The sequence below is a fragment of the Streptomyces sp. NPDC029956 genome, assembly GCF_055574655.1.
Genome location: NZ_JBVHZJ010000023.1, coordinates 108078 through 125262, shown reverse-complemented (window position 1 = coordinate 125262; position 17185 = coordinate 108078). Strand labels below are relative to the sequence as shown.

Sequence of the window (17185 nt, the reverse complement as noted above, 5' to 3'; positions counted from 1 at the left end):
GTGGGTTGGTCCTCCCCCTCCCCTTCCCCCCCCCCCCCCCCCCCTCCCTCGGGGAGTCATCGGAGCCGTCCCCCCCCCCCCCCCCCCCCCCGACCCCCCCCCCCCCCCCCCCCGACACCGCTCCGGACCGCCGCGAGGACTCCGCCCCGGGCCCGGTGAGCGCCCCGCGCTGAACGGCCGGAGCGCACGGGGGGGGGCGACGCGCGCCGCGTCGCCCCCCGTCACACGGGCACGAAGACTCCGAGGGCCCTGTGCCGCTTCCTCACCGTCGCGGTCACGTGCTGCTTGCGTACCGGGCAGACGAGCGCTCCCTGGGGACCACTCCGATGAACGGGCCCTTTACCGCATTCTGCGTCTCTTCGCCCTGTCGAGCGATCCGGAAGGGACGACGGTCCGGGAGCTCACGGCCTGCGGAGGCCCTCCGGCGCTCGAGCCGTCACAATGAGACGCGGGCGCGGTCGAGGAAACGTCCGAACCTCAGACCCGCCTCCGCGTGGTACCGAGGAGGTCGCCATGAGTCACTCGACGGACGACCGGCGCGTGCTCGCCGAGATCGAGCAGCGCCTCGCACGCGACGATCCCGAGCTCTTCGCCCTCCTCGCCACGCTGATCCAGCAGTTCCCGCCGATGCCACAGGGGTCCCGCCCGGCAGCCCGTCCGAAGCGCAGACGTCTTCGCCGCAGGCCGGTCGTGATCCTCTTCGCGCTCATCGCGGTGATCGGCCTGATCCTCACCGCGATGCTGAGTGCTCCGCCGTCCCCGTCGCCCGGTGAGGAGACACCGCCGGGCACCCACTCCGGCACGCTCCTGACCCCGGGGGAACGGTGACCGCACCTGTCGCATGACACCGAGCGGGCGTCGCCCACCCGATGATGCCGGGCGGGCGACGCGAGCGGTGGGGGCGGGCCCGGAGTGCGGACCGGCGGGTCCATAGGGTGAGCGCATGTCTGCCACGTTGAGTCCTACGAAGGCCGCCGCCGCTCTGCGCACGGCGGCTCGTGTGTCCGCCGAGTCGTTGTTGGTGCTCCTGATGGCCGGAGTGGCCCTGTGGGTCCTGGGCCGTATGTGGTCGGTCGTCTGGCCGCTCGTCGTCGGGCTGTTCCTCACGACCCTGACCTGGCCCGCGGCTCGTTTCCTGCGGCGCCACGGCTGGCCTCCCGCCCTGGCGGCAGCGGTCGTCACGGTCTCGTTCATCCTGACCGTCGCCGGCATCGTCGCGCTCATCGCGGTGCCGGTCGCCTCTCAGTCCGGGGAGCTCTCCAAGGGTGTGGTCGAGGGAATCCAGCGACTGCGCGAGTGGGCGGCCGGGCCGCCGCTGAACATCGGCGACGACGAGATCTCCGGCGCTCTCGACACGGCGATGGCCCGCCTCCAGGACAGCGTCGGCAGCATGGTCACCGCGATCGCGACCGGCGTGGGCACGGTGTTCAACGGCGTGGTCACGGCCTTCCTCGCCCTCTTCCTGATGTTCTTCTTCCTCAAGGACGGCCCCCGGTTCGTCCCGTGGCTCGCCCGCCAGCTCCCCGGGCGGCTCGCCGTCGACGTACCGATCGTGGCGGAGCGGAGCTGGGACACCCTGGGAGCGTTCGTGCGCAGCCAGGCGTTCGTCGGTCTCCTCGACGCCGTGCTCATCGGCCTGGGTCTGTGGATACTCGACGTCCCCCTGGTCCTTCCCCTCGCGGTGCTGACCTTCGTCTCCGCGTTCGTGCCGATCGTGGGCGCCCTGTTCGCCGGCCTGGTCGCGGTTCTCATCGCGCTCGTGTCGAACGGCGTCACCGACGCGCTGATCGTTCTGGCGATCATCGTCGTGGTGCAGCAGTTGGAGGGCAACGTCTTCCAGCCCATGATCCAGAGTCGCGGACTCGGCCTGCACGCGGCCGTCGTCCTGCTCGCGGTGACGCTCGGCGGCAGCCTGGCCGGCATCGTGGGCAGTCTGCTCGCCGTCCCGGTGGCCGCGCTCATCGCGGTGTGCTGGAACTACCTGCGGGAGCAGCTCGGCGACGAAGCGCCGGAGCAGGCCCCCGACGAGGCGCCCACCCCCGCACCCGCGATGTCCTGACCCGCCGAAGGACCGGCGCCGGGCAGGCGAGACGCGGCCGGCGCCGGGCGCCGCGGAGCGCCCGGAGAGGAGTCACTAACGGTCGGGACACGGGCGTGACACGCGGCGGAAACGGGCCGTCCCTAATTTCTGTCAACCGACAGGAATTCGCAGGACCTCACTCCGCGACAGGGGACCGCCATGACCGTGACCACCGATCCCACTCCACCGGCACCTCCCCCGCCCGGCGCGAAGGGCGGGGAGTCACCTGACGGCCCGCCCGACGGTGCGCCCGACAGCTCGCTCGCCTCGTTCGGCTATCCGCAGGAACTGCGCCGCAGGATGGGGCGGTACGCGTCCTTCGCCGCCGGGTTCTCCTTCATCTCCGTACTGACCACCGTCTTCCAGTTCTTCTCCCTCGGCTACTCGTTCGGCGGACCGCTCTTCTTCTGGACCTGGCCCGCCGTCCTCGCCGGCCAGCTCCTCGTCGCCGCCTGCTTCGCCGAACTGGCCGCCCGGATGCCCATCTCCGGGGCGATCTACCAGTGGGCGAGCAGGCTCGGCAGCCCGTCCTTCGGCTGGTACGCGGGCTGGATCATGGTGACCGGGCGGATCGTGGTCGTGGCGGCCGCGGCCCTCGCGCTCCAGGTGGTCCTGCCCGCCGTCTGGCCCGGCTTCCAGGTCGTCGGCGGCGACCCGTCGCCCACGACGACCAGCGGCGCCGCGAACGCCGCCGTCCTCGGACTGGTCCTGCTCGCACTGACCACCCTGCTCAACGTCCTCGACAACCGGGCGCTGTCGGCCGTCAACACGATCGGTGTCACCGCCGAGATCGCCGGCGTCGCCCTGATCGTGACCCTCCTCGCCACCCACGCGGAGCGCGATCCCGGCATCACCCTGCACACCGGTGGCGAAGGCGGCCTGATCACGGCGCTCCTCGTGGGCTCGTTCACGGCCGCGTACGTCCTGATCGGTTTCGAGAGCGCCAGCGAGATGAGCGAAGAGACCGTCAACCCCCGGCGCACCGCTCCCCGTACGACGCTCAGCGCCCTCACCACGTCCGGTGTCTGCGGCGGACTGCTGCTGCTCGGCGGGCTGCTCGCCGCGCCCAGCCTGACCGACGGACGGCTCGCGACCCAGGGCCTGGGGTACGTGCTCACCAGTACTCTCGGGGACGGTCTCGGCCGGGTCCTGCTCGCCGATGTGGCCCTGGCCATCTGTGCGGCGACCCTGGCGATCCAGACCTCGGCGACCCGGATGCTCTACTCGATGGCGCGCGACGGCGTCCTCCCGCACTCGGCGCGACTGGCGCGGGTGCCCCGGCGGACCGGGATGCCCGGCACGGCCGCTGTGGTGGTAGGAGTCTGCGCGGGGCTGCTGCTCCTGCTCAACCTCGCCTCGCCGCAGGCGATCCTGGCCATCGGCACCACGTGCATCGCGATGGTGTACCTGGCGTACGCGATGGTCACGGCCCCGATGCTGGTGCGGCGCCTGAGGGGCGAATGGCCGCCGGCCGACGGTACGCGGGACGAGCTCGGCCGGCCGCTGTTCTCCCTCGGCCGCTGGGGGCTCCCCGTCAACGCGCTCGCCGTCGCCTACGGGATCTTCATGACGGTCAACCTCTCCTGGCCGCGCGCCGAGGTGTACGACCCGGAGGGCGGCCACTGGTACTTCCGGTGGTTCACCGTCCTGATGCTCGGCGCCACGGTCGCCACGGGTGCGGCGTACCGCTGGTACCGCGGCCCCGAGGGCGCTGATCCCGCGGCCGGGGGAACGGACCGCCGTGCCCGGACGGACCACGGGTCCGAGGCCGTACGCGCCTGAGCCGCGGGGCGTTCCGCCCGGTCACGCCCGCGCCGCGAGGAGGCCCTGCCCCTCGCGGCGCAGGCGTGCCAGGGACCGCTGCGCGACACCCGCCACCCGGAGCGCCGCGTCGGCCGTGGCCACCGCCAAGGTGCGCGGGTCGCGGGCCGGGTCCGCCCGCCGGACGAGGATCACGCTCTCGGTGAGGCCGAAGAGGAGGTCCACGCGCAGCGCCCGTTCGTCCTTGCCGAGCGCCGCCCCGGGCTCCGTGGCCGCGAGCAGTTCCTCGTAGCAGGACTTGAGCGCGGTGCGGATCCGGTGGAAGTCCGCGAAGCGTTCCTGCTGCACCTCGGGCAGCAGGTAGAGCGCCCCGAGGTTGTGCGGTCCGCCGCACAGCAGTGCCGCGTCGGAATGGCACAGCGCCCACAGCCGGGCCTCGGGGACCACCTCCGTGCGGGACACCAGGTCCCGCGCCACCTCGAGCGAGGGCCGGACGGTGCCTTCGAGCAGCTCCGCGAGGATCGCCTCCTTGCCGTCGAAGTAGTGGTAGAGGGAGGCCTGTCGCAGTCCGGCCCGCTCCGCGATCGTCCGGGTGGAGGTCGCGGTGTAGCCGCGGACGGTGAACAGCTCGGCCGCCGCCGCCAGGACCTCGTCACGCGGTTCGAGACCTCCGGCGGGACGCTCCTTGGCCCGAGGACGGCCGACTCTTCTGCTGGTGGGCGTGCTCACTCCGCGATCCTCGCACAGGGCCGCGCGTCACTCCGGGGCCGAGTTCCCGGGTGAGCTTCCGGTAACCGACGCGAAACCCACGGGCAACGGCCGCGAAGCGCCCACTGCCTAATTTCTGTCGAGCGACAGAAATGAGAGCGGCGACCTGGAGGCCCAGCCATGGCGACACAGTCAGCGACAGCGACGACGGATCGCGCACGCGACCATGCCCGCGCCCAGGCGGGTCGAGCGGTGGACGCCATGCCGGTGCTGCCCGCGAGCGGCTGGCCGGCGCCTCCCGAGGGCGTCTGCGCCGGGGACCTCGTGTGGGCCGAGACCGTGGCGGGCGGCAACTACACCCACAAGGTCCTCGCCCGCGGCACCGAGCTGCGGCTGACCGACCTCACCGGCGACGCCTGCGCCCACCTCCTCCTCCACTGCGCCGACCGTCCCTGGGAGCGGCTGAACGCGGCCGACACCGTGAAGGTGCTCTGGAACGCGTACCTCGGCGAGGGGCACCTGCTGCTCTCCGACCAGGGCCGGGTGCTCGCCTCCGTCACCCGGGACACCTCCGGCCGCCACGACGCCCTCACCGGCACCTCCAGCCTCGCCCGCAACACCGTGCGGTACGGGGACGGCACTCCGCAGTCCGCCTCGCCGGCGGGGCGCGAGCTGTTCAAACTCGCCGCGCTCAAGAACGGCCTGACCCCGCGCGACCTTCCCCCGTCCGTCTCCTTCTTCCAGGGCGTACGGATCGCGGAGGACGGCACGGCCCAGTTCACCGGCTCCGCGGGCCCCGGCGGAAGCGTCACGCTCCGCGCCGAGCAGGACGTCGTCGTCCTCCTCGCCAACGTCCCCCACCCCCTGGACCCGCGCCCCGTGTACACCTGCGGAAGCCTCGGCGTCCTCGCGTACCGCGCCCGGCCCACCTCCCCCGGCGACCCCCTGTGGGACGCCACGCCCGAAGGCCGCCGGGCCTTTCTGAACACCGCCGACCACCTCACCGCCCGGGGGATCGCATGACCGCCACCGCCCGTGTCGTCAGCGACGACCTCGTCCCGGCCCGCGCCGCCTGGTCCGCCGTCGTGCGCAAGGGGCAACTGCTGACCGTCACCGACCTGCACGGCAACCAGGCCGCGGACTTCCTCCTCTACGACGCCCACGACACCTCCGTGCGCTACAGCGCCCCGGACACCGTCCAGGCGCAGGGCGGCGTCTTCCTCACCACCGGCTCGGTGCTGATGTCCGACGAGCACACCCCGTTGATGACCGTCGTCGAGGACACCTGCGGACGGCACGACACCCTCGGCGGGGCCTGCTCCAAAGAGTCGAACACCCTTCGCTACGGCCATCACACCTGGTCGCAGCACGCCTGCGTGGAGAACTTCCTCGCCGAGGGCGCCAGGCACGGCCTCGGCAAGCGCGACCTCGTCTCCAACATCAACTGGTTCATGAACGTGCCGGTCGAGGCGGACGGCACGCTGGGCATCGTCGACGGCATCTCCGCCCCCGGCCTGAAGGTCGTACTCCGTGCCGAGACCGATGTCCTCGCACTCCTGTCCAACTGCCCACAGATCAACAACCCCTGCAACGGATTCGATCCGACCGCCGTGCGGATGACGATCAACGAGCCGAGCGAGCACCACGAGGACGGAACCCGATGACGTTCGACACCCTGCTGGTCGCCAACCGCGGCGAGATCGCGGCCCGCATCATCCGCACCGCCCGGCAGCTCGGCCTCCGCACCGTCGCCGTCCACTCCGACCCCGACCGCGGCGCCGAACACGTCCGGCTGGCCGACGAGGCCGTCCGCCTCGGCCCGGCCCCCGCCAAGGAGTCCTATCTCGACGCGGGCCTGGTCCTCGAAGCGGCCAGGAGGACCGGCGCGGGCGCCATCCACCCCGGCTACGGCTTCCTGTCCGAGGACGCCGGCTTCGCTCGCCGCTGCGCCGACGCCGGCATCGTCTTCGTCGGTCCGACCCCCGAACAGCTGGAGCTGTTCGGGGCCAAGCACACCGCGCGCGCCGCGGCGCAGGCGGCGGGCGTGCCGCTCGCCCCCGGCACCGGGCTCCTCCCGGATGTCGACGCGGCGCTCACGGCAGCCGAGGAGATCGGCTACCCGGTGATGCTCAAGGCCACCGGCGGCGGTGGCGGCATCGGCATGCGAGCCTGTCGTGACGCGGCCGACCTCGCCGACGCCTGGGACCGCGTGCAGCGGGTGGCCGCCGCCTCCTTCTCCTCGGCCGGCGTCTTCCTCGAACGGCTGGTCGAGCGCGCCCGGCACGTCGAGGTGCAGGTCTTCGGCGACGGGCGGGGCAAGGTCGTCACCTTCGGCGACCGCGACTGCTCGCTGCAGCGCCGCAACCAGAAGGTCCTCGAAGAGGCCCCGGCCCCCGGACTGCCCGACCGTGTCCGTCGCGAACTCGCCGCCGCCGCCCGGGACCTGTGCGCCTCGGTGGACTACCGCTCCGCCGGCACCGTGGAGTTCGTGTACGACGCCGCCCGCGAGGAGGCGTACTTCCTGGAGGTAAACACCCGCCTCCAGGTCGAGCACCCGGTCACCGAGGAGATCTACGGAGTCGACCTCGTCGCCTGGATGCTGCGCCTCGCGCAGGGCGACACCTCGGTCGTCACCGAGCCTCCCGCGCCCTCCGGCCACGCCGTCGAGGCCCGCCTCTACGCGGAGGACCCGTCCCGCGACCACCGTCCCAGCGCGGGCCTGCTGACCCGCGTCGCCTTCCCCCAGGGCGTCCGCGTGGACACCTGGGTCGAGACCGGTACGGAGGTCACCACCGCGTACGACCCGATGCTGGCCAAGGTCGTCGTCCACGGCGCCGACCGCGCCGAGGCCCTCGACCGGCTGGACGCGGCGCTCGCCGCGACCCGCATCGACGGCATCGAGACCAACCTGGGGCTCGTCCGCACCGCGCTCGGGGACGCCGACGTCCGCGCCGCCGTCCACTCCACCGCCTCGCTCGCCACCCTCGCCGACCCGACCCCGCGCATCGAGGTCGTCGCCCCCGGCACCCTGACCACCGTGCAGGACTGGCCGGGACGCACGGGCTACTGGCAGGTCGGGGTGCCCCCGGGCGGTCCCATGGACGACCTGTCCTTCCGGCTCGGCAACACCGCGCTCGGCAACGACGAGGGCGCTCCGGGCCTCGAATGCACCCTCCAGGGCCCCTCCCTCAGGTTCAGCCACCCGACGACGGTCTGTGTCACCGGCGCCCCCGCTCAGGTGACGATCGACGGCCGCCTCGTCGCCCCGTGGGAGCCGGTCACCGTGGAGGCCGGGCAGACCCTCGCCGTGGGCGCCCCCGACGAGCGGGGCCTGCGCACGTACGTGCTGTTCGCGGGCGGCCTGGACGTGCCGGAGTTCCTGGGCAGCGCGGCCACCTTCACCCTCGGCCGGTTCGGCGGGCACGGCGGCCGAGCGCTGCGCGCGGGCGACGTCCTGCACGGCGGCGAGGTCCGTACGGACACCTCGGCCGTCCCCCTCGACGCGCGCCCGGCCCTCGGCCGGACGTGGCGGATCGGCGCGGTCGAAGGCCCGCACGCCGCACCCGAGTTCTTCACCGAGGACGACATCCGCGACTTCTACGCGGCGGACTGGAAGGTGCACTTCAACTCGGCGCGCACCGGCGTCCGCCTGGTCGGTCCCAAGCCGCGCTGGGCGCGCACGGACGGCGGCGAGGCCGGACTGCACCCGTCCAACATCCACGACACGCCGTACTCCGTGGGCGCCGTCGACTACACCGGGGACATGCCCGTCCTCCTCGGCCCCGACGGTCCGTCCCTCGGCGGCTTCGTCTGCCCGGCGACGGTCGTCACCGGACAGCGCTGGAAGCTCGGCCAGCTCCGCCCCGGCGACACCGTACGGTTCGTGCCGGTGACGACGGAGGCGGCCGCACGGCTGCGCAGGGAGCCCGCCGCCGAACCGCGCGCCGACCGCGACGCCGTCGTCGACGGCGGGATCCTCGCCCGCCTGGAGGAGACCCCGGCGCGTCCGTCGGTCACCTACCGGCGGAGCGGTGACGACAACCTCCTCGTCGAGTACGGGCCCATGCAGCTCGACCTCGCGCTGCGCATGCGCGTCCACGCGCTCGCGGAGGCACTGGCCGAGCGCGGGCTCCCCGGCGTCGTCGACCTCACCCCGGGCATCCGCTCGCTCCAGATCCGGACGGACCCCGACGTCGTCCCGCAGCAGGAACTCCTCGGCACCGTGCTGCGCATGGAGGAGGAACTGCCCGCCACCGACGACCTGGTGGTGCCCAGCCGGATCGTGCACCTGCCGCTCTCCTGGGACGACCCCGCGACCCGCGAGGCCATCGCCCGCTATGTCGCGGGCGTGCGCGACGACGCCCCGTGGTGCCCGTCGAACATCGAGTTCATCCGGCGCGTGAACGGCCTGGAGACGATCGACGACGTGTACCGCACCGTCTTCGACGCCGAGTACCTGGTCCTCGGCCTCGGTGACGTCTACCTGGGCGCGCCCGTCGCCACCCCGCTGGACCCGCGGCACCGGCTGGTCACGACCAAGTACAACCCGGCCCGCACCTGGACCGCCGAGAACTCGGTCGGCATCGGCGGCGCGTATCTGTGCGTCTACGGCATGGAGGGCCCCGGCGGGTACCAGTTCGTCGGCCGCACCACGCAGGTGTGGTCGGGCTGGCAGCAGCGCGGCGCCTTCGAGCCGGGCAGGCCGTGGCTGATGCGCTTCTTCGACCGGATCAGGTGGTATCCGGTCGGTGCCGACGAACTCCTCGAGCTGCGGGCCGACATCACCTCCGGCCGCTTCGTGCCGAGGACCGAGGAGGGCACCTTCTCGCTCGCGGAGTACCAGGCCTTCCTCGCCGCGAACGCCGCATCGATCGCGGCCTTCAGGGACCGGCAGAGCACGGCGTTCGGCGCCGAGCGCGACGCGTGGGAGGCCGCCGGCGAGTTCGCCCGCGCCGAAGCGGCCTCCGAGGTCGCCCCGCCGACCGCCGACATCGAGGTGCCCGAGGGCGGCCGACTGGTCGAGGCCGAGTTCACGGCCTGCGTCTGGCAGGTGAACGTCGAGGTCGGCGACCGGGTGTCGGCGGGTCAGCAGCTGGTCGCCCTCGAAGCGATGAAGATGGAGGCACCGGTTCAGGCCCCCGCCGACGGCATCGTCGCGGAGGTCCTCATCAAGCCGGGCAGCCAGGTGGAGGCGGGCACCGCGCTCGTCGTCCTCGCCGCCGTCGAGACCGCGGAGGTGCGCGCATGATCGGCGCGACGGAGAGAGTGCGGGCCGCGTACGCCCGTATCGCGCAGGTGGACCGTCCGGAGCTGTGGATCGGCCTTCGGCCGCAGGAGGACGTGGAGGCGGACGCCGCCGCGGTCGACGCGCGAACCGCCGCCGGGCAGCGACCGCCGCTGGCCGGGACGGTGTTCGCGGTCAAGGGCAACATCGACGTGGCCGGGCTGCCGACCACCGCGGGCTGCCCCTCGTACGCGTACGAGCCGGAGGCCGACGCACCGGCCGTGGCGCGGCTGAGGGCGGCCGGCGCCGTGGTCCTCGGCACCACGAACCTCGACCAGTTCGCGACCGGCCTGGTCGGTACGCGCAGCCCGTACGGCGTGGTCCGCAACGCCGTCGACCCGGCCTACGTCTCGGGCGGCTCGTCGTCCGGCTCCGCGGTCGCGGTCGCCCTCGGCATCGTCGACCTCGCGCTCGGCACGGACACCGCGGGCTCGGGCCGCGTCCCGGCGGCCTTCAACGGCATCGTCGGCCTCAAGCCGACCCGCGGCCTGGTCCCGGCCGACGGCGTCGTCCCGGCCTGCGCGTCGCTGGACTGCGTGACGGTCTTCGCCCGTACGCTCCCGGAGGCCGAGCGGGCCCTGTCCTTCATGGCCGCGCCCCCGGGATGCGAACTCCCCGCCCTGCGGCAGCGGCGCCCGGGCCCGTGGCGGATCGCCGTCCCCGCACCCGGTCGGCTGGGCGAGCTGGACGAGGGCTGGGCCGAGGCGTTCGGGACGGCCGCGACCCGGCTGGCGGATGCGGGCGCAGAGCTCCTGCCGATCGACCTGGCGCCTTTCACCGAGGCGGCCGCGATGCTGTACGAGGGCGCGTTCGTCGCCGAGCGCTACACCGCCGTCGGCGCCTTCGCCGAGGCGCACGCGGGCTCTGCGGACCTCGACCCGACCGTGGCCGGGATCCTCTCCCGTGCCCGGGACATCCCGGCCCACCGGCTGTACGCGGACGGGGAGAAGCTGTCCGTCCTCCGTACCAGGGCCCTGGCCTCGCTGGGAGACGCGGACGCGCTGCTCCTGCCGACGGCGCCGGGACACCCCACCCTCGCGGAGGTGGCGGCCGACCCGCTGGGCGCGAACGCCCGGCTCGGCCGGTTCACCAACTCCACGAACCTGTTCGATCTGGCGGCGGTCGCGGTCCCGGCGGGCGAGGTGGACGGGCGTCCGTTCGGCGTCATGCTGATCGGCCCGGCGTTCACCGACGACCGGCTCGCCCGCATCGCGGGCCTGCTCACCGCCCCGCCGCTGCGCCTCGCCGTGGTCGGCGCGCACCTGTCCGGGCAGCCGCTCAACGGACAACTGCTCTCCCTCGGCGGCCGCCTGGTCCGTACGACCACCACCGCGTCCGCCTACCGGCTGTACGCCCTCGGCACCGTCCCGTCCAAGCCGGGTCTGGTCCGGGTCCGGGAGGGCGGTGCGCCGGTCGAGACCGAGGTGTGGCAGCTGCCCGCCGAGGGGCTCGGCACGCTCGTCGCGGCGCTCCCCCGCCCGATGGCCCTCGGCACCGTGGAGCTCGCGGACGGGTCCTTCGTGACCGGCTTCCTCTGCGAGCCCGAGGCGCTCGACGGAGCCCGCGACATCACCTCGTACGGCGGCTGGCGCGCCGCCCTTCCCTCCCTCGCCCGCTCCGGGGAGCCGGGACCGCGTCCACCCCGCGACTGAACTCCGGCCGGGCGCGCGGGGATCGGCCGGTTCCGCCCCGCGCGGTCGGACGCCCGCGGCGGAACGGGCGACGGAGACCGCCTTCGCGTACGGGAAGCCCGATGACGGGACAACCCGAGGCGGTCGCCATCCGCGCACCGAGGAGGACCACGGCCGGGCGTCCCGAGGAGAGAGCCGGTCGCCCAGGGGCGGGTTCGACCCGCGGCCGGGGGCGTGGGGGGCTCCGGGTCGCACCGCCGGTGGCGAGGTGCGGCTGTCCGGCCGGCGGTGGGCCGGTGGAGCCCGTGGGATAGCGTGCGGTGGTTGGTTCGCACGTGCGATGCCCGCGTACGAACGCGGGAACAGGGGTGGGGATGAGTGATTCGGCGTGGGCCCGGTTCCGGCGGCACCGGTGGCTGCCGCAGGCCGCAACGGTTCTGCTCCTCGTGTCGCTGACGGCGGGCTACCTCCTGGTACGAGCCGGGCAGCGAGACCGGCACAACGCGGACACGCTGGCCCGGGCCTGCGGCGGGGCGCTGCCCCGGCAGGACACGGCGGAGTTGCTGGCCGACGACGCCTGGTGGACGCTGCGCACCGGTCCTGGGCCGCGGGGTCTCGTGTCGTGCACCCTCGGCGGGGACGGCGAAGGCGACCCGTGGGTCACGGTGACGGCCGAACCGGTTCTCGACCCGCCGCTCAAGAGCGTCCGGGTGGAGCACATCGTGAACCGCACCCCGTACGAGAGGGTGCCGGACTGGGCCGAGGAGCACGAGCGGGCGGACCAGCTCGTCACGGTCCCCTGCCCGAACGGCCTGCCGGGGTACGCCCGTCCTGTCACGTCCTTCCGTGTCCACGCGTCCACGGACAGCCCGGCGACCGAATGGCTCGGCTCGCTCGTCGCCGCGGTCGCCGAGGACGTACGCACCGACGGGCGCTGCGGCGGGGCCGCGGTGCGCGACAGCGACGTACGGCCGGTGTCGCCGTCCCCGCAGGAGACGGCGCCGGACACGCCCCCGGCGGAGTGCGGCTGGTTCCGGCCGGCACTGCTCGGTCCCGCCCTGAAGGGCGCCGAGCAGTCGTCCTACGGGGCCACGCACGCCTGGGCCAGGGCCTGTTCCACGACCCTCACGAAGCCGGGTGCCGGGGGCGGCGTGGTGGTGAGCTCCGCGAGCTGGTGGGGCGAGGCCCTGCCGGAGGTGCGGACCGAGTACGGGCGCGAGCTGTCCCTGGCCGGGCGCGGCGGACAGCCTGCCGCCGGCGCGAAGACGTACGAGCTCGCCGTCTGGGCCGAGGCCCGGTGCGCCGGCGGGCGGACGCTGCACCGCCTCGGCCTGGAGGGAGCCGACCGCGATCTGCTCCTCGCCCGCGCCGACTCGCTCCTCGCGCGGTATCTCGACGCGTCGGGCGACTGCGGTGACCCGAAGGAGCTCGGAAAGGTGTGGGGATGAACGGGAAGTCCGCGGAGATCCAGGAGCAGGAACGGGGACGCCGCCGCCGGCGCCTCGGGCTCGCGGCCATGGTGGCGGGCGGCGCGGCCGTGGTGGCGGGCGGGGTGTTCTGGCTGTCCGGCGGTCCGCAGGCCTGGCTCGCCGACCGCGCCCTCGACTCGGCGTGCGGCGGCACGCTGGCGGCCGGTCCCGTGCGGGAGCTCGTGGACGGGGCGGAGGTGACGGCGGAGACGAGGACGGGCCGGAGCTTCTGGCAGTGCCGGGTGAGCGAGTCCGACGAGGAGGACGGCCGGATCGACCTGCGCGTGACGGTGAGCGACGCGCGGGACCGAATCGCCGCACTGGAGGCGGCGGGCACCGACGCGCCCCTGGGCCACGGATGGACCGGCGGCTTCGCCTTCGATCCCGACCGGGAGCGGCGGGGCCAGGCGAGCGCGGGGGTCATGCTCGACTGCGGCGGCACCCGGGACGGCGGATTCGTCGCCGAGGTCCGCGCCAGGATGGACCGGGCCGACTTCGGCCACCCGGAGGCCCGGGCGAGGCTCACCGCCGTGCTGACACGGACGGCGACGGCCTACGCCCGGCAGGAGGGGTGCGAGGTCAGCGAGGGCGAGCCGGTCCGCAAGGTCGGTACCTCCGTGAACGCCTGGGACCACGAGCCGTTCGCCTCGGTGTCGGGGAGCTGCGCCGGCATCCTGGACCCCCGGACCGCCGCCCGCTGGGGCGTCCGGACGGCGGTCGAGACCGCGCCGGGGCCGAAGCCGGTCGAGGGCTGCACCCTGGGCGGTCTGCGGGGCGCACCGCTGTACAGCTTCACCGCGTCCTACGGCCCCGCGCTGGAGTGGAGCGCACGGGAACACCTGGAGGACCTGGCCGACCGGCCGGCGGGAGACGCCCCGGACGGCCGCTACGTGCTGTGGGCCGACTGCCGCGGCGCGGCGGAACGGGCCGCCTACGTCGTCACCCCGGCGGGCGGCGGGCGCGGCCGCACCTCCTCCCTCGCCCTCGACCACACGGGCCTGCGCACCGCCCTGTCGGCCTTCGCCGAACGCTCGGCGAAGGCCCACCGCTGCACGCTCGCCGCCGACTAGGCCGCGTGGGGTGGGCCGGGGCGCGTGCGGCGCGGGGAGTCAGCGGTGGCACGTCGGGCCGGGACTTGGGATCATTCTCCCGGAGGACAGCCATGGCTCCTGACGTGCACGGGTCCCCGCCGGACGACGTTCCGGACCACGACGAGACCGAGAGAACCGAGGAAGCCGAGGGCGCCGACGGCGCCGGGCCGGTCACCGGCTCCGGGAGGATCCGTCGACGCCTCCGGCTCACTCTCCCCGGCTGCTGGGGTGCGCTCCTCCTCGCCTGTCTCTCCTTCACCCCGTCCCTGCTGCCTCGCGGCGGAGTGCTCCAGGGGTTGATCTGCGGGATCAGCGCGGCCATCGGCTACGGGCTCGGCGTGGTCGCGGCCTACGTGTGGCGCGCGTTCGCCGACCGCGAGGAGGAACGAGGGGCGTCGCGCAGGTCGTGGCAGGTCTTCATCGGCTGCGCGATCGGACTGTTCGGCCTGTCGTTCGGGCTCGGCCAGTACTGGCAGCACGAGATCCGCGGGCTCATGGGGGTCACCGACTACGACGTCCTCGCCACCGTCGCCTCCCCGTTCGTGGCCGCGCTCGTCTTCTGGCTCCTTCTGCTCGCGGGCCGGGGGCTGCGCCGTCTGTACCGGTGGCTGGCCCGTCTCCTCCGCCGCTGGATCGGGCCGCGCGCGGCCGGGGTGGTCGGCTGGGTCGTGGTGGCGGGACTCGTGTGGTCCGTCGTCAGCGGCGTACTCCTGGCCGGCTTCGTGAACGCGGCCAACGAGGCGTTCTCGCTGCGTGACACGGAGACGCCGGAAGGTGTGCACCAGCCCACGTCCACGCTGCGCTCCGGCGGGCCCGGATCGCTGGTGCCGTGGGACACGCTGGGCAGGCAGGGCCGGGTCTTCACCGGCGGTGGCCCGTCGGCCGCGGACATCGGCGCGTTCACCCACCGGCCGGCGCAGGAGCCCGTTCGGACCTACGCCGGGCTGGCAACGTCCGACGACGCGGAGATCCGTGCCGAGCGGGCCGTCGCGGACCTCCGGCGGGCCGGCGGCTTCGAGCGCGCGAACCTGCTCGTCATGACGACCACGGGAAGCGGCTGGGTCGACCCCGCCGCCGTGGACTCGTTCGAGTACCTCGGCGACGGTGACTCCGCCACCGTGGCGATGCAGTACTCGTACCTGCCGTCGTGGCTCTCCTACCTCGTGGACCAGTCCAAGGCGCGCGAGGCCGGCCGGGAACTCTTCGACTCCGTCTACGACGTGTGGTCCAAGCTGCCCCAGGACCAGCGTCCGCGGCTGTTCGTCGCCGGTGAGAGCCTGGGGTCGTTCGGCGGCGAGACGGCGTTCAGCGGCGAGTACGACCTGCGCAACCGCACCGCGGGCACCCTGTTCGCCGGTCCGCCGAACTTCAACACCCTGTTCCGCGAGTTCAGTGATCACCGCGACGCGGGAAGCCCGGAGATCGATCCCGTCTACAAGCAGGGGCGGACCGTACGGTTCACCGACGATCCGACCACCGGGATCGCTCCGGAGGACACGCCGTGGGACGGTCCGCGGGTGCTGTACCTCGTGCACCCGTCCGATCCGATCGTCTGGTGGAGCCCGGATCTGGCGCTCTCCGAACCCGACTGGATCGGCGAGGCGCCCGGCAGCGACGTGCTCGAAGGAATGTTCTGGATCCCCTTCGTGACCTTCTGGCAGGTCACGGCGGACCTGCCGTTCTCCACGGGTGTGCCGGACGGTCACGGTCATACGTACAAGGCCGCGTACGTCGACGGCTGGAACGCCGTCATGCGGCCGTCGGGCTTCACGCCCCAGGACCTGGAACGGCTGCGCACCGTCATCCAGCCGCCGGAGCAGTGACGCCCCGGCCGTCCTGGAGGCCGGCGTCCAGCACCCTGGGAGCGCCTGCCGTACGCCCCCGGGGGCGCGGGCTCAGCGCAGCAGGAAGCCGACGACGTAACCGAGCGCGTTGACCGCCCAGTGCAGTCCCATGGGGGCGAGCAGACTGCCGCTGCGGCGTCGCAGTTCGCAGAACAGGACGCCCGACGCCGCCGTGAACAGCACGGCGCCCGCGATCGCGAGGACGGAGCCGAGTGCCGAGTCCCCCAGGACCGAGGTCAGCGCGGGCTTGGCGCTCGCCAGGTGCAGGGACGGCAGGACGTGCCAGAGGCCGAACAGCACGCTCGACACCGTGGTGGCCCAGACGGTGCCGCGGGCCCGGCGCACCAGTCCGTAGAGCACTCCGCGGAAGGCGATCTCCTCCACCAGGACGGTGCCCACGGGGACCACCACGAGCACGCGCGCCGCCAGCTCGCTTCCCGTCATCCCGTCGTACCGCCGGTCCTCGAACAGCGAGCGGGTCTCCGGCAGCAGTGCTCCGACGGCGTAGACGATTCCGACCAGGCCGATCAGGACCAGCCCCCACCTCGCGCCGCGCGCCAGCGTCCCGGGGGCCAGCCCCGCGTCCGCCAGGGTGCCGCCCGCCCAGCGGAGCACCCCCAGCAGCAGCGCGCCGACCGCGACGGCGGCCAGCAGGCGGAGCGGGCCGGTCCAGCGGTGCAGCAGCAGGTTCGCCCCGGTGAGGACGACGACCGTGAGGACGACGGCCTGCCAGGTGCCGATCGGGCCGCGCCACCTGCTTCGGGCCCGGTCGACCGTGCCGCGCCACCTGCCTCGCGCCCGGTCGTCCGTGGCCCGGCGCCCTCGGACCGGGGGGCGCTCGGCATCGTCGGGATCGCCGCAGGGCACTGGAGTGGTTCCGTCCTTGGCTGTCGCACAGCAGGTCGTCCCGCCCCTCCACCGATTCACGCTACCCGTCACCCGCCGCGGGCGCCGCCCGGCAGGGCGCCCGCGGCGGGCGACCGTACGGGGCTACGAGTGGTCGCGTCTGAACGAGTTCCTGATGCCTTCCGCCCGGTGTCGGACGCTCGTCACACTCCGACGGATCTTGACCTTCACCTGGTCGGTCCTGCCCTCGGCCTCCAGACGCTCGTGGCCCGTGATCCTTCCGGTGATCTCCTTGATCTTGCCCTTGGCCTTGTCCATGGCGCCGTCCATGCCCGTGGTCCCTCCGTCACATCGGTCCCTACCGTCCACGCTAGGTTTGGACGGCCCGATGTGCGCGTCGGCACCCTCCCGGCCTCTCGTCGGAGCGTGCGACGCCGGCTGCTCCGGAGACCGTCCGGTCCCGTGCTCCGA

At 73.7% G+C, this 17185-nt stretch carries 13 protein-coding genes; 10 read left to right on the top strand and 3 right to left on the bottom strand.

The window, feature by feature from the left end; genetic code table 11:
• Window positions 1–513 precede the first annotated feature (513 nt).
• The 3 genes from ACZ4XX_RS20180 (at window position 514) to ACZ4XX_RS20170 (ending at window position 3862) form a co-directional block, all read left to right on the top strand.
• Window positions 514–828, top strand: a complete 315-nt coding sequence (locus tag ACZ4XX_RS20180; RefSeq protein ID WP_468509220.1) for a DUF3040 domain-containing protein — start codon at window positions 514–516, stop codon at window positions 826–828.
• 115 nt (window positions 829–943) lie between these two features.
• Window positions 944–2059 (top strand): AI-2E family transporter, encoded by a 1116-nt coding sequence (locus ACZ4XX_RS20175; protein WP_468509219.1) that lies wholly within the window; start codon window positions 944–946, stop codon window positions 2057–2059.
• Window positions 2060–2239: 180 nt separating this feature from the next.
• Window positions 2240–3862, top strand: a complete 1623-nt coding sequence (locus tag ACZ4XX_RS20170) for an amino acid permease (protein WP_468509218.1) — start codon at window positions 2240–2242, stop codon at window positions 3860–3862.
• A gap of 21 nt (window positions 3863–3883) precedes the next feature.
• On the opposite strand, the gene ACZ4XX_RS20165 is transcribed toward ACZ4XX_RS20170, so the two are convergent.
• Window positions 3884–4570 carry a TetR/AcrR family transcriptional regulator gene (locus ACZ4XX_RS20165; RefSeq protein WP_468509217.1) on the bottom strand — a complete coding sequence of 229 codons (687 nt, stop codon included), beginning with the start codon at window positions 4568–4570 and terminating at the stop codon, window positions 3884–3886.
• Window positions 4571–4729: 159 nt separating this feature from the next.
• Here ACZ4XX_RS20165 and ACZ4XX_RS20160 point away from each other — a divergent pair, with 159 nt between their 5' ends.
• The 7 genes from ACZ4XX_RS20160 to ACZ4XX_RS20130 all read left to right on the top strand — a co-directional run bounded on the left by ACZ4XX_RS20160 (window position 4730) and on the right by ACZ4XX_RS20130 (window position 15847).
• Complete coding sequence (locus tag ACZ4XX_RS20160) at window positions 4730–5572, top strand: urea amidolyase associated protein UAAP1 (RefSeq protein WP_468509216.1); 843 nt, start codon at window positions 4730–4732, stop codon at window positions 5570–5572.
• Window positions 5569–6213 carry an urea amidolyase associated protein UAAP2 gene (locus ACZ4XX_RS20155; RefSeq protein WP_468509215.1) on the top strand — a complete coding sequence of 215 codons (645 nt, stop codon included), beginning with the start codon at window positions 5569–5571 and terminating at the stop codon, window positions 6211–6213. The genes ACZ4XX_RS20160 and ACZ4XX_RS20155 overlap by 4 nt, the downstream gene beginning before the upstream one ends.
• On the top strand, window positions 6210–9797 hold the full coding sequence (gene uca, locus ACZ4XX_RS20150) for an urea carboxylase (RefSeq protein WP_468509214.1): 3588 nt from the start codon (window positions 6210–6212) through the stop codon (window positions 9795–9797). The genes ACZ4XX_RS20155 and uca overlap by 4 nt, the downstream gene beginning before the upstream one ends.
• Complete coding sequence (gene atzF / locus ACZ4XX_RS20145) at window positions 9794–11485, top strand: allophanate hydrolase (RefSeq protein ID WP_468509213.1); 1692 nt, start codon at window positions 9794–9796, stop codon at window positions 11483–11485. The genes uca and atzF overlap by 4 nt, the downstream gene beginning before the upstream one ends.
• Before the next feature lie 353 nt (window positions 11486–11838).
• Window positions 11839–12912 carry a hypothetical protein gene (locus ACZ4XX_RS20140; RefSeq protein WP_468509212.1) on the top strand — a complete coding sequence of 358 codons (1074 nt, stop codon included), beginning with the start codon at window positions 11839–11841 and terminating at the stop codon, window positions 12910–12912.
• Window positions 12909–14003 (top strand): hypothetical protein, encoded by a 1095-nt coding sequence (locus ACZ4XX_RS20135; protein WP_468509211.1) that lies wholly within the window; start codon window positions 12909–12911, stop codon window positions 14001–14003. Before ACZ4XX_RS20140 ends, ACZ4XX_RS20135 begins: the two co-directional genes overlap by 4 nt.
• A gap of 92 nt (window positions 14004–14095) precedes the next feature.
• Window positions 14096–15847 carry an alpha/beta hydrolase gene (locus ACZ4XX_RS20130; protein ID WP_468509210.1) on the top strand — a complete coding sequence of 584 codons (1752 nt, stop codon included), beginning with the start codon at window positions 14096–14098 and terminating at the stop codon, window positions 15845–15847.
• A gap of 72 nt (window positions 15848–15919) precedes the next feature.
• On the opposite strand, the gene ACZ4XX_RS20125 is transcribed toward ACZ4XX_RS20130, so the two are convergent.
• Window positions 15920–16735 carry a lysostaphin resistance A-like protein gene (locus ACZ4XX_RS20125; RefSeq protein WP_468509209.1) on the bottom strand — a complete coding sequence of 272 codons (816 nt, stop codon included), beginning with the start codon at window positions 16733–16735 and terminating at the stop codon, window positions 15920–15922.
• Window positions 16736–16858: 123 nt separating this feature from the next.
• Window positions 16859–17044, bottom strand: coding sequence for a CsbD family protein (locus ACZ4XX_RS20120; RefSeq protein WP_468509208.1), 186 nt, complete (start codon window positions 17042–17044; stop codon window positions 16859–16861).
• Between the last annotated feature and the right edge of the window lie 141 nt (window positions 17045–17185).

Coding starts and splice junctions, on each gene's coding strand:
- ACZ4XX_RS20180 (WP_468509220.1), top strand. CDS start 514: ATGAGTCACTCGACGGACGACCGGCGCGTGCTCGCCGAGATCGAGCAG.
- ACZ4XX_RS20175 (WP_468509219.1), top strand. CDS start 944: ATGTCTGCCACGTTGAGTCCTACGAAGGCCGCCGCCGCTCTGCGCACG.
- ACZ4XX_RS20170 (WP_468509218.1), top strand. CDS start 2,240: ATGACCGTGACCACCGATCCCACTCCACCGGCACCTCCCCCGCCCGGC.
- ACZ4XX_RS20160 (WP_468509216.1), top strand. CDS start 4,730: ATGGCGACACAGTCAGCGACAGCGACGACGGATCGCGCACGCGACCAT.
- ACZ4XX_RS20155 (WP_468509215.1), top strand. CDS start 5,569: ATGACCGCCACCGCCCGTGTCGTCAGCGACGACCTCGTCCCGGCCCGC.
- uca (WP_468509214.1), top strand. CDS start 6,210: ATGACGTTCGACACCCTGCTGGTCGCCAACCGCGGCGAGATCGCGGCC.
- atzF (WP_468509213.1), top strand. CDS start 9,794: ATGATCGGCGCGACGGAGAGAGTGCGGGCCGCGTACGCCCGTATCGCG.
- ACZ4XX_RS20140 (WP_468509212.1), top strand. CDS start 11,839: ATGAGTGATTCGGCGTGGGCCCGGTTCCGGCGGCACCGGTGGCTGCCG.
- ACZ4XX_RS20135 (WP_468509211.1), top strand. CDS start 12,909: ATGAACGGGAAGTCCGCGGAGATCCAGGAGCAGGAACGGGGACGCCGC.
- ACZ4XX_RS20130 (WP_468509210.1), top strand. CDS start 14,096: ATGGCTCCTGACGTGCACGGGTCCCCGCCGGACGACGTTCCGGACCAC.
- ACZ4XX_RS20120 (WP_468509208.1), bottom strand. CDS start 17,044: ATGGACGGCGCCATGGACAAGGCCAAGGGCAAGATCAAGGAGATCACC.